The sequence below is a fragment of the Rhodococcoides corynebacterioides genome (assembly GCF_019834675.1).
GTDB classification, from domain to species: Bacteria; Actinomycetota; Actinomycetes; order Mycobacteriales; family Mycobacteriaceae; genus Rhodococcoides; species Rhodococcoides corynebacterioides_A.
The window spans coordinates 1-11,171 of record NZ_JABUBU010000038.1 but is presented as its reverse complement, the minus strand read 5'-3'; the positions used below and the strand labels follow the sequence as shown (position 1 = coordinate 11,171).

Annotated in this window: 14 protein-coding genes; 7 read left to right on the top strand and 7 right to left on the bottom strand. The window is 71.0% G+C overall.

The features are described from left to right. The 4 genes from HQ603_RS18570 to HQ603_RS18555 form a co-directional block, all read right to left on the bottom strand. A partial coding sequence (locus tag HQ603_RS18570; RefSeq protein ID WP_222686226.1) for a PPE domain-containing protein occupies positions 1-859 on the bottom strand: 859 nt, incomplete at its 3' end. After that, positions 856-1,167: a PE domain-containing protein gene (locus HQ603_RS18565; protein WP_222686225.1), complete on the bottom strand. Its 312-nt coding sequence runs from the start codon at positions 1,165-1,167 to the stop codon at positions 856-858. The genes HQ603_RS18570 and HQ603_RS18565, both read right to left, overlap by 4 nt. A 141-nt stretch (positions 1,168-1,308) precedes the next feature. Then, complete coding sequence (locus HQ603_RS18560; RefSeq protein ID WP_371831076.1) at positions 1,309-1,653, bottom strand: metallopeptidase family protein; 345 nt, start codon at positions 1,651-1,653, stop codon at positions 1,309-1,311. Position 1,654: 1 nt separating this feature from the next. Further along, entirely contained in the window at positions 1,655-2,899 is a 1,245-nt protein-coding gene (locus HQ603_RS18555; RefSeq protein ID WP_222686223.1) for a septum formation family protein, read from the bottom strand. Positions 2,900-2,934: 35 nt separating this feature from the next. On the opposite strand from HQ603_RS18555, the gene HQ603_RS18550 reads away from it, so the two are divergent. From HQ603_RS18550 to HQ603_RS18535, 4 genes are all read left to right on the top strand, one after another. Next, positions 2,935-3,378 (top strand): ankyrin repeat domain-containing protein, encoded by a 444-nt coding sequence (locus HQ603_RS18550; RefSeq protein ID WP_222686222.1) that lies wholly within the window; start codon positions 2,935-2,937, stop codon positions 3,376-3,378. Positions 3,379-3,384: 6 nt separating this feature from the next. Continuing rightward, complete coding sequence (gene serS / locus HQ603_RS18545) at positions 3,385-4,641, top strand: serine--tRNA ligase (protein ID WP_222686221.1); 1,257 nt, start codon at positions 3,385-3,387, stop codon at positions 4,639-4,641. Between the two features lie 136 nt (positions 4,642-4,777). Continuing rightward, positions 4,778-6,070, top strand: coding sequence for a hypothetical protein (locus tag HQ603_RS18540; RefSeq protein ID WP_222686220.1), 1,293 nt, complete (start codon positions 4,778-4,780; stop codon positions 6,068-6,070). 49 nt (positions 6,071-6,119) lie between these two features. Next, positions 6,120-6,290, top strand: coding sequence for a hypothetical protein (locus HQ603_RS18535; RefSeq protein WP_222686219.1), 171 nt, complete (start codon positions 6,120-6,122; stop codon positions 6,288-6,290). Here the strand turns inward: HQ603_RS18535 and HQ603_RS18530 are convergent, their stop codons facing one another. Further along, positions 6,291-6,719 carry a hypothetical protein gene (locus tag HQ603_RS18530; RefSeq protein WP_308126616.1) on the bottom strand — a complete coding sequence of 143 codons (429 nt, stop codon included), beginning with the start codon at positions 6,717-6,719 and terminating at the stop codon, positions 6,291-6,293. It lies immediately after the preceding gene. Positions 6,720-6,816: 97 nt separating this feature from the next. Between HQ603_RS18530 and HQ603_RS18525 the strand changes: the two genes are divergently transcribed. Continuing rightward, the gene (locus tag HQ603_RS18525) at positions 6,817-7,947 is read left to right on the top strand and encodes an MFS transporter (RefSeq protein WP_222686217.1); all 1,131 of its coding nucleotides are present in this window, start codon (positions 6,817-6,819) and stop codon (positions 7,945-7,947) included. Here HQ603_RS18525 and HQ603_RS18520 read toward each other — a convergent pair. After that, complete coding sequence (locus tag HQ603_RS18520) at positions 7,919-8,497, bottom strand: TetR/AcrR family transcriptional regulator (RefSeq protein ID WP_222686216.1); 579 nt, start codon at positions 8,495-8,497, stop codon at positions 7,919-7,921. The genes HQ603_RS18525 and HQ603_RS18520 overlap by 29 nt on opposite strands. A 72-nt stretch (positions 8,498-8,569) precedes the next feature. Here HQ603_RS18520 and HQ603_RS18515 point away from each other — a divergent pair, with 72 nt between their 5' ends. Further along, the gene (locus tag HQ603_RS18515; protein ID WP_371831075.1) at positions 8,570-9,583 is read left to right on the top strand and encodes an NADP-dependent oxidoreductase; all 1,014 of its coding nucleotides are present in this window, start codon (positions 8,570-8,572) and stop codon (positions 9,581-9,583) included. Between the two features lie 55 nt (positions 9,584-9,638). Continuing rightward, positions 9,639-10,403, top strand: coding sequence for a lysophospholipid acyltransferase family protein (locus tag HQ603_RS18510; protein ID WP_222686214.1), 765 nt, complete (start codon positions 9,639-9,641; stop codon positions 10,401-10,403). Between the two features lie 67 nt (positions 10,404-10,470). On the opposite strand, the gene HQ603_RS18505 is transcribed toward HQ603_RS18510, so the two are convergent. Then, positions 10,471-10,899: a VOC family protein gene (locus tag HQ603_RS18505; RefSeq protein WP_068366126.1), complete on the bottom strand. Its 429-nt coding sequence runs from the start codon at positions 10,897-10,899 to the stop codon at positions 10,471-10,473. Positions 10,900-11,171: the final 272 nt, after the last annotated feature.

The window sequence follows — 11,171 nt, the reverse complement described above, 5'->3', positions numbered from 1 at the left end:
CACCGGCACCGAGTCCACCGCCACCGGATCCGCCGACACCCGGCCGCTCCCCGAGCCCCGAGCCGCCCACGCTGCCGAGGGCGGAGTCGACGACCTGCCCGCCGAGCTGGTCGCCCGCTCGAAGAACGGACGACGCCGCGCGCGTGACCGCCGGGTCCTCCGCAGGTCCCGCGGTCGCACCGTGCTCGGCCACCGGGCCGGCCCCGATCCGGTCCCCCTGCTCGTCGCCGCGTCGGGCATCACCCCCCGATGCCGCCCGCCCCGGGTCCGCCGACCACGGCGGGACGGGAGCCACCGTGATCGGGGCGGTGGCCGGGGCTCCGGACGTGACCGGAGGCGGCGGGTCGAACACCTCGGGCATCGCCAGGGTCGCCGACGCGGCCTCGTAGGTCTCCATCACGACGGCCGCGCGCACGTCGAGCGCGAGACGTGCCGCGTCCGCGGCCTGCGCGGCGCCGGTGACCGCACCCCCGGTGGAGTACGCGGCCACTCGGGTACCCTCCACCGCGGCGATCTCCACCGGCGTCGGCATCACCACGCGAGCGGCCGTGACGGCCGCGGCATGGGCGCCCGCGCGTGCGGCGACCAGTGCACACCGGTCGGCCGTGCTCGTCGCCCAGGCGGCGGTGGCCGTCAGTCCGCGGTCCGCGGCATCGGCCGCGACGCCGTCCCACGAGAGGTTCAGTACCGCCCCGACACGCGCCACGGTGGCGGCCACGTCGGCGAAGGCACTCGCCGCGGCGGACCAGGCGGTCGCGGCAGCGGACGCCGGGAGCGGACCGGGGCCCGCGAGCAACGCCGCCGAGTTACCCGCCGCTGTCCGGGGCAGCCAGACCACGCCGGTGGGGCCGGCGGTCACCGCGCTCCGCCCGTCAGCGCGGAGCCGAATCCGGCGTCGGTGGTCCGGTACGCCTCGGCCTGCACGCGCAAGGCCGCCGCGGTGCGCCGGAGTTCGGCGGCGGAGGCCGCGGCGGCGCCGGCCATCGAGTGGGCCGCGGTCCAGAAGTGACGGGCGGCGAGCAGCGAGACCTCGTCGGCACCGGCCGGTACCGGCCGCACGGCGGCCTCCGTTCCGGTGACGGCGCCGGTCAAGCGCGACGCCGCGGCGTCGAGATCGGCGGCGGCGGCGAGCAACGCGACGGGGTCGACGACCACGTGAGCGGCCACGGCGGGCTCCGTTTCCCCGCCGGGGAGACCGATGATCGGCGCCGCGACGGTGAGCTGTCGGCAGGACAGGGGGACGTCGTGATTGGACGCACGCGCCGCCGCGGCGGTTCCCCGCAGGTCAGGACCCTCGAAGGATGCCGCTCAGCCGAAGCCGAGCTCGTGCAACCGCTCGTCGTCGATGCCGAAGTGGTGACCGATCTCGTGGGCCACCGTCACCGCGATCTCCCGACGCGCGTCGTGCTCGTCCTCGGCGAGGTCGAGGATCGGCAGCCGGTAGATGTGGATGACGTCGGGAAGGTGCCCGCTGTACTCGAAACGCTCGGTGAGCGCGACACCCTCGTACAGCCCCAGCAGGTCCTCGGTGGGGTGCTCGTCCTCCACCAGGACCACGACGTTGTCCAGCCGCGACATCAACTCGTCGGGGAGGGAGTCCAGGGCGTCGTTCACGGCGTCGTCGAACTCCGCGTCGGTCATCGACACCGGCACGTCAGGCTCCGGGCAGGGGCGCCGCGCCGGGAAGCGGGGTGGGGAGACTGCGTCCGTCCGGCACGGGCGGCGGGGGCACCGGTACGACGCCGTCGATGGTGATGTCGCCCTTCGCGGAGCCGACGATCGCGGCGAACCCGCCGGAGTCGACCTCCTTGCCCACCGAGCAGCTCACCTTGCGGCTGCCGGACATCCAGCTGGACGCGTCGACGTTGTCCCAGAAGAGGGTCAGGGTCTTGTTGCGCAGCGCGTCGGGGCTGCCGAGGTAGGCATCGGCGGCCTGCGTGCACGTGGGTTCGAGGTAGCGGTCCTGGTCCTCGACGGACGGGAGGCCACCGGGGAACTGCGCCCCGAGGTCGACCACCGACACCACCTCGAACGCGTGCGCGGTGCCGCAGTCGACGGGATCGGTGGGCACGCCCGATTCCACGCCGACGCAGGTCCCGACGTCCCACACGGTCGACTGATCCTGGTCGGCCACGCGTCCGACCATCTCCTGCAGCGCGCTGGTGGCACCCGTCTGCTGGATGCCGCAGCGGATGGCCCGCTCGCCGTTGGCCCAGCCGGCCTGGCTCGGGAACATCAGGCCGACGGAGTAGCGACCGGTCGGGTCGAACCGTCCGCCCGTGTAGTCCTGGACCGCCGCGACACAGTGTTCGTCCCGCAGGGCCGCGAAGCGGGACGAGTCCGGATAGGGCGAGCCCGTCGCGAACTCCGCGACCGGGAACGCGGCCAGGTCGACGGTCTTCGCCACCTCGAACCGGTGCGGCTCGGCGCACGACACCTCGGCAAGGTCCTGACGGTCGGTGTCCGGGTCGTCCGTCGGCGTCCACTGCAGGCAGTCGCCGGCGTCCGACGCGCCGAACGACGACGTGCTCGCGGACGTCCCCTGGGCCGTGGGCGCGGGCAGGTTCTCGCTCCGGTCGAACCCGCCGGAGACACCGATGGTCACCGCCGCCGCGCCGACGGCGCCGATGGCCACCAGGGCCAGCAGTCGGCGGGCCTTCGACGCCTGCACGGTGCGCCGGGTCGGTGCCGCCTCGGCGCTCGGTGGGGTCGCGGCCTCGCCGCTCGCCGCGGTGACGCTCGACTCCGCCGCCTCCGCCTGCGCGGACGACTCCGGCGCCGCCGCCTGCACGGACGACTCCGGCGCCGCCGCCTGCGCGGACGACTCCGGCGCCGCCGTCGACGAGGTCGCGGGGCCGCCGGACTGCGGTGACGAGGTGTCGTCGGGCTTCGGAGACATCGGCACCATCATGCCTGGAGGTAGGTTCCGGCGGTATGAGTGGTGCGAATCCAGACTCCCCGGACGCCGACGAGACGATCCCCGCCGACGTCGCCGATCTGGCGACGCGGGTGTTCGACATGGCCCGCGCGGGTGAGGCGACCACTCTCGCGGCGTACGTCGACGCGGGCGTCCCCGTCGACCTCACCAACGACTCCGGGGACACCCTCCTCATGCTCGCCGCCTACCACGGCCACTCCGAGACCGTGACTGCGCTGATCCATCGCGGTGCCGACGTCGGGCGAGCCAACGACCGCGGTCAGACGCCCCTGGCGGGCGCGGTGTTCAAGGGCGAGGACGACGTGGTGCGGGCGTTGGTCGACGCCGGCGCCGATCCGGACGCCGGTCGTCCCAGCGCCGTCGACGCCGCCCGGATGTTCGGCCGCGACGACTACCTGGACCTCCTCGGCCGTCGGGGCACGTCCGGCCCAGTAGGCTGACGTCCCGTGATCGACCTCAGAATCGTCCGCGAGGACCCCGACGCCGTCCGCCAGTCGCAGCGCACCCGTGGCGAGGACCCGTCCCTGGTCGACGCGCTGCTCGAGGCCGACGCGGCCCGTCGTACCGCCGTCGGCGCGGCCGACGATCTGCGCGCCGAGCAGAAGGCCCTGGGCAAGCGGATCGGGAAGGCGACGCCGGAGGAGCGGACGGAGCTGCTCGCCGGTGCGTCCGAGCTCGCCGATCGGGTGAAGGCCGCCGAGGCCGCCCAGAACGAGGCCGACGCCCGCCTGGACGCCGCGCATCGCGCGCTGTCGAACCTGGTGCAGGACGGTGCCCCGGCCGGCGGTGAGCAGGACTTCGTCACCCTCGAGACCGTCGGTGAGCCCACCGCGATCGAGAACCCGAAGGACCACCTCGAGCTGGGTGAGGCCCTCGGGCTGATCGACATGGAGCGCGGCGCCAAGGTCTCCGGCGCCCGGTTCTACTTCCTCACCGGCCACGGCGCGCTGCTCCAGCTCGGCCTGTTGCAGCTCGCGGCGCAGAAAGCCGTCGCCAACGGATTCACGATGATGATCCCGCCGGTGCTGGTGCGCCCGGAAATCATGGCGGGCACCGGATTCCTGGGTGCGCACGCGTCGGAGATCTACCACCTCGAGGAGGACGACCTCTACCTCGTCGGCACCTCCGAGGTCCCGCTGGCCGGCTATCACTCGGGAGAGATCCTCGACCTGTCGACCGGGCCCAAGCGCTACGCCGGGTGGTCGTCCTGCTTCCGCCGCGAGGCGGGCAGCTACGGCAAGGACACCCGCGGCATCATCCGGGTCCACCAGTTCGACAAGGTCGAGATGTTCGTCTACTGCCGGCCCGAGGACGCGGACGCCGAGCACCGGCGTCTGCTCGCGTGGGAGCGGGAGATGCTGGCCGCGATCGACGTTCCGTACCGCGTGATCGACGTCGCCGGCGGGGACCTCGGCTCGTCCGCCGCGCGCAAGTTCGACTGCGAGGCATGGCTCCCCACGCAGAACACCTACCGTGAGCTGACGTCGACCTCGAACTGCACCACGTTCCAGGCCCGACGCCTCGGCGTGCGGTACCGCGACGAGAACGGCAAGCCGAAGGTCGCCGCCACGCTCAACGGCACCCTCGCCACCACCCGCTGGATCTCCGCGATTCTCGAGAACCACCAGCAGCCCGACGGCAGTGTCCGGGTTCCCGAAGCGCTCGTCCCCTTCGTCGGAACGGACGTGCTCCGCCCCGCCTGATCGGCCGAAGGCCCGTGTCGGTGGCCTCCCGTACTGTCGCCGTCGATGCGGCGTCGGGGGGCGCTGCCGGGTGGTCGGGGGCGTCGTGGGGGACAGAACTGCCGATCTCGTCGATGTGCGCGCCGCAACGGTGGCGATGCTTCGACGGCCGCTGGACTGGCGGGTACGGGCCGTCGAGACCGTCGTGATCGACGCGGCGAGTACGTGCGTGCGCAGACGGTCGCTGCAGGTGGCTCCGTTGCGAGCGATGCTCGACGAGTACCTCCCGACCGACGGTGACTACACCCACGCGCTGCTACCGATGTTCGTCGCACCGTTTCCGCGCGGCCCCCTTCTGGACTTCGATGTCGAGGGTCTGGACGGCTCGGCGTCCCTGCTTCCACGGTCCGAGATCGCCACGCGGGAGGTGGCATTCTTCGAGGACCTGCTGCGGGAGTGCGAGGTCGACCTGACGGACGACGTGCGGTCGGTGCTGATCGCGGCTCTGGGGTACAGCGGACCCTGGTTGCACGAGGAGATCGTGGACCCGGACGAATTCCTGCGGGAAGGGCTGCCCTTCGAACCGGGCACGGAGACCCTGGACACGTGGCGGAACTACTCGGCGCGCTGTGGCTCCGTTCTTCTGCAGCGGGTGGACACGGTCGAACGCACGGCCCCGGAGGCGCCCTGGCTGGTACTGCCCGAATTGTTCGCCAACGGGTTCCTCGTGTCGGCCGATCACGCGAGTGCGACGCTCCGCTCGTATGCCGTACTGCTCGAACACCTCTCGGATCGGGCGGCGATCGAAGGCGAGGGCGCCGCTGCCGACGAGTGTCTCGAGGTGCTCGCCGACTACGCCTGCTCGTACGACCTCATGGCGGTCATGAAGGTCCCTCTGGACGAGCCGTTCGTCGTGAAGACCGCGGAACGCCGCAATGTTCGCATGGACCCGAAGCGCAATTCCGGTCACCAGGAATTGGTCATCGCCGATGCTCGAACCAACCACGTCACCATCAAGGTCGACGACCCGAACGTTCGCTTGGTGTCGGCCGACGCGTATTCGGTCGACTCCGTGCACTATGCGGTCGGCCCGCTCGTCTCCCGCCGCAACGATCAGTACGTGGCTTTCTACAGCCACGACCCGGATCGCGACTATCGAATTCGAGTCGAGTTTCGACTCCACCTGCTCCGGCGGCTCGAGTCGGTCTCGGTTCTCGCCGCGGTTCTCGTCGCGTCACTGACGTACGCACTATGGGACTCGGACGATCTGGACGTGCGCACGCTCGCACTCCTCGGCGGACCGGCTGCTCCGAGCGCGTCGGTGCTGGTCGGCCGCGAGCAGTCGACGCTCGGCTCCAGGCTGCGTCTCCGAAGCACGTCGTTACTCGCCGGCTCGCTTGTCGTTCTGGTGCTGAGTGTCTTCGCGTTGTATGCACTTCGCATTTCGTGAACGAACTCCGACGAGCGTCGGAGTATCGTCGACCCCTCGAGGAGGATTCATGCCGAAGAACACGGGCCACGGGTCGCGCACGGCGCGCGAGGCAGCGGCCGCTTCACGGGGCACCGTGCCGGACGGTGCATTCGCCCTACGGGCCTCGTCGGTCGGCAAATTCACCGAGCAGAGAAAGTCGGGCGGACGGCTCACCTCGTCGGCGAAGCAGGACCGCTGATCACTCGTCCGGCGACGGCGGCTCGGTGACCAGCACGTCGTCGGCGGGCAGGGACAGCGCCACCTCCACCATCCGCTCCGGGTAGGACGGATACGCTGGCCGGATCCACACCCGCGTGTCGTCGAGCTGGGTCATCACCATGCGACGCCATCGCCAATCCTGCTGCGGGCGACGGAGATCGAGTTCGCTCGCCACCGGCAGCGGAGCGCGTGCCCAATAGGGCCGCGACAGGGAGGACAGTCCCTGCGATTCCAACACGTCGACGGCGTGATCGAGCCGGACGTCGGCGGCGATCACGTGCCCCACCGGGTTGACGGCGTCGACCAGTTCGCCGTCGTCGGCCGCGAGGTCGGAGACGGTCCACCCGACCAGCTCGCCGTCGGATGCGCGGGTGACGGGGAGACGACTGCGCCAGCGGCTGATGTCCACTGGGCCGACGGTACCGATTTCGACGGCGCCGCGATCGGCCCTGTCGTAGCATCCCGGCATGCTTTGACGACGCCCACCCGCCCTCGACGTCTCCGTGGTGCTGTACGCGGCATCGCGCGAGTTCGTGCCGCTGTACGCGGTGTACGCCCTGCTGTTCCGGGCCACCGGCCTCTCGGTCGCCCAGATCTCGTCGCTGTTCGCGATCTGGACGCTCGTGTCGTTCGCACTCGAGGTGCCGTCCGGCGCCCTGGCCGACGTCGTCTCCCGGCGGTTGCTGCTCGTCGTCGCTGCGCTGCTCGCGGCCGCGTCGTTCGCCACGTGGGTTCTCGTGCCGACCTACCTCGGATTCGCGGTGGGGTTCGTTCTCTGGGGTATCGGCGGAGCCCTCCAGTCGGGGACGTTCGAGGCGTTGCTCTACGACGCGCTGGCTCGGGAGGGGCGGACGTCGTCCTACGCCGGCCTGGCCGGAACGGCCGAGGCCGCCTCGACCACGTCGACCCTCGTCGCCCTCCTCGTCGCGAGCCCTCTGCTGGCTGCCGGATCGTTCGAGCTGGTCGGTTGGGCCAGTGTCGCCGCCGCCGCGCTCACCGCTGTGCTGGCCCGGCGCCTTCCGGACCCGCCACGCGACGCCGCGAACGGGGATCCGGACGACGATTCGGACACCGAGCCGGGGTGGCTCGACGCCCTGCGCTCGGGAACGGCGGAGGTGGTCGCGTCCCGTGCCGTCGCCCGCGGGGTGATGCTCGTCGCGGCGGTGGCGGGTGTGCTGGTGGTCGACGAGTACACCCCGTTGATCGCGGACGACCTGGGGGCGACGCCGGAGACGATCCCGCTCCTGCTGGCGATCCCGATGGTGGGACAGATCGCCGGGACCGCGCTCGCGGGACGGGCGGCGCGGGCCTCGACGCGCACGATCGCCGCGATGCCGATCGTGGCCGCGGCGGGGTTGGCGGCGGCGCCGTGGGTGGGGCTCGTCGGCGCGTTCGTCGGACTGGGGGTGGCCACCGGCATCCTGTGGGCGCTTTCCATCGTCGCCGAGACTCGCCTGCAGGACGCGATCACGGGACCCTCCCGCGCGACGGTCATGTCGGTGGCGGGGGTCGCGTCGGAGGGAGCGGGGCTGATCGTGGTCGGCTGGTACGCGGTCGGGCCGTCCCCGGTCGTCGCGACCGCGCTGCTGGCGGTCGCGACGGTCCTGCTCAGCGGCCTGGTGTGCCGGTCCCGATGACGTCGGGTGCGGCGAGATCCCGCGCCGCCCGGGCGATCGCGACCGCCTCGGTGCGATCCACCCGCGCGATGGCCAGCGCCCCGATGTTCATGGTGGTCAGGACGCGCGCGGTGGTGTCGGCATCGTGATCGCCGCGCGCGGCGAGAGCGTCGCGCAAGGCGTCGAAGAGTCGACGGCGGTACGACGTGACGACGGCGGCCAGCGCGTCGTCGTGCGCGGCGGGGCCGGCGGCGGCGTCGACGAGGAGGCAACCGCGTCGGTCGGGGTCGGTCGCGGCGAGGTCGTGCGCCAGCGACTCGAAGTACGCGTGCGGGCCGTCCGGGCCGCTGAGAAGGGCGAGTCGGGGGGTGACGACAGCGCTCAGGTAGTCCTCGACGGCGGCGTCGAACAGCCCACGCTTGCTTCCGAACGCGTGGTAGATGCTCGAGCGCGCGAGGCCCGTCGCCGCCTCGAGCTCGGGGAGCGCGGTGCCGTCGTATCCCTTGGTCCAGAACAGATCTCGCGCGGCGCGGACCACCTGCGCCGTGTCGAACGTCGGTCGTCTGCCCACGAGGGTGACACCTCCTCGGTCGAAGCGTACGGTTTTAGTGTACCGAACGATCCACAAAGAGAGGTGACTGCAGTGCAGAGCACGCAGATCCAGCTGGTGTCCCGTCCCACGGGGTGGCCGACCCACGAGAACTTCCGCACCGTGACCGTCGACCTGCCCGATCTCGAGGCCGGACAGGTGCGCGTGGTCAACGAGTTCGTGTCCGTCGATCCCTACATGCGGGGCCGGATGAACGACGTGAAGTCCTACGTTCCGCCGTTCGCCCTGAACGAGACGATGACCGGCGGGGCCGTCGGCCGGGTCGTGGAGACCACCTCCGACGACCACCCGGTGGGCAGCCTCGTCTCGCATCAGCTCGGCTGGCGCGACGTCGCGCAGGGCGACGCCGCGCAGTTCCGTGTCGTGGAGGATCTCGACGGCGTCCCGTCCTCCGCCTACCTCGGCATTCTCGGGATGACCGCCCTGACGGCGTACGTCGGTCTGCAGGACGTCGCGCATCTTCGCGAGGGCGACGTCGTCTTCGTCTCCGGTGCCGCGGGCGCCGTCGGCTCCGCGGTCGGTCAGATCGCCCGCATCCTGGGCGCGAGCCGAGTGATCGGGTCCGCGGGCTCCGCGGAGAAGATCCGGCTGCTCATCGACAAGTACGGCTTCGACGCCGCGTTCGACTACAAGCAGGGATCGGTGACCGAGCAGCTGCACGAGGCCGCTCCCGACGGCATCGACGTCTATTTCGACAACGTCGGCGGCGACCACCTCGAGGCCGCGCTCGCCGCGTTCCGCGACGGCGGCCGAGCGGCCCTGTGCGGCGCGATCTCCCAGTACAACACCGAGGGCCCGACGCCCGGACCGAGCAACATGGCCAACATCGTCACCCGCGGTCTGACGCTGACGGGCTTCACGGTGGGCAACTACTTCGACCGTTTCCCGCGCTTCGCGCAGGACATGGGGACCTGGCTGCGCGAGGGGCGCGTGCAGTTCGACGAGACCGTGGTCGACGGCATCGAGAACACCGTCGACGCGTTCCTCGGCATGCTCCGCGGCGAGAACACCGGCAAGATGGTCGTTCGCATCGACGCCGACTCCTGATCCCATCCGGCTCACGACGCCCGACGGGGCGTCGTGAGCCGTTAGGCTGCGAGGCGTGGACCCCGTCTATCGCACCGTCATCGGCATCGCGCGCACGGTCTTCGCGGCCCAGGGCCTGAAGTTCGACGTCACCGGAGCCGAGAACATCCCGGCTCGCGGTGGCGCGGTGATCGCCATCAACCACACGGGGTACCTCGACTTCACCTACGCCGGGCTGCCGGCGCGTCGGCACAAGCGGTACATCCGCTTCATGGCCAAGAAGGAAGTCTTCGACAACTCGAAGTCCGGCCCGATCATGCGGGCACTGAAGCACATTCCGGTCGATCGTGCCGCCGGTGCGGAGTCCTACCGTGCGGCCGTGGACGCGTTGTCGCGGGGCGAGCTGGTCGGGGTCTACCCGGAGGCGACCATCAGCCGCAGCTTCGAGATCAAGCAGTTCAAGTCGGGCGCTGCCCGCATGGCCATCGAGGCGGGCGTTCCGCTGGTGCCGATCGCCATCTGGGGGGCCCAGCGCGTGTGGACCAAGGGACACCCGAAACGGTTGGGACGCACCAAGACCCCCATCACCATTCGTGTCGGGGAGCCGATCCAACCCGACCTGCCTGCTGCCGAACTGACCGAGCGTCTGCGCTCGACGATGCAGGCGCTGCTGCTCGACGCCCAGAAGGATTACGAGCACCCCGCCGGTGCGTACTGGGTTCCTGCTCGTCTCGGCGGCAGCGCTCCGACGCTCGAGGAAGCCGATGCGCTGGACGCCGCCGACGTCGAGGCCAGGAACGCCGCGCGCGAGGCGCGTGGCCAGGGACTCGACGGCGCCTGAGAACAGCGCCCTCCGGACGCGCCGGTCGGGACGAACTCCCGACCGGCGGCCCGGCCTGTCCGGTCCGTCAGCTGTTGGGGCCGGCGATCTCCAACGCGATGTTGTCGGGGTCGCGGAATTCCAGGATCGCCATGCCGGCGTCGCCCAGGTCCTTGACGGGCTCGTGCTCGATCCCCAATTCGTCGAGGACGGCCGCGGCATCGTGCACGTCCTGCAGGCTCGCCACCGTGAAACTCAGGTGATCGAGTCCGACACTGTCCTCGGCGAAGGTGTCACCGGCCGGCGCCACCGGACGCAGACCGAGCAGACCGCCGCCGAACTTGTAGATGACCCCGCCGAACAGGAATCCCAGGGCTTCCCGAGTCTCGGCGTCGGGGTTGGGCGGAAGCTCGAACGCCACCTCGAATCCGAAGACGTCGTCGTAGAACTTGCGGGAGACGTCGATGTCTCGAACCGTCAGCCGAACGTGGTTGTAGTCGGTCGCTGCGATGGGCACGGGTTGCTCTCTCTCCGTGCGCGGACAGCCCGACGGTCGGGCCGCAGACGCGCACAGCCCGTATTCGGAGCGGCGCATGTGAGCGATGATGACGCTGAACCACGGAAACACCCCGTCTGACCAGGCGATTTGCGTTGTGGGCTGTGGGTGCGTAACTTTTGTCGAGTCAGAGCGACACGGACGCCGACCCGGAGCCGAGAGGCTGGGGTGAACGAGGCCGTACGGGGTCGCCTGATTCGGACAGAAAAGGTTCGTCTGCACGTGGTGTAGGC

What these genes read in the sequence shown, in the direction of transcription:
- HQ603_RS18555 (WP_222686223.1), bottom strand. Translation starts at nt 2,899, where the DNA reads ATGTCTCCGAAGCCCGACGACACCTCGTCACCGCAGTCCGGCGGCCCC.
- HQ603_RS18550 (WP_222686222.1), top strand. Translation starts at nt 2,935, where the DNA reads ATGAGTGGTGCGAATCCAGACTCCCCGGACGCCGACGAGACGATCCCC.
- HQ603_RS18540 (WP_222686220.1), top strand. Translation starts at nt 4,778, where the DNA reads ATGCTTCGACGGCCGCTGGACTGGCGGGTACGGGCCGTCGAGACCGTC.
- HQ603_RS18535 (WP_222686219.1), top strand. Translation starts at nt 6,120, where the DNA reads ATGCCGAAGAACACGGGCCACGGGTCGCGCACGGCGCGCGAGGCAGCG.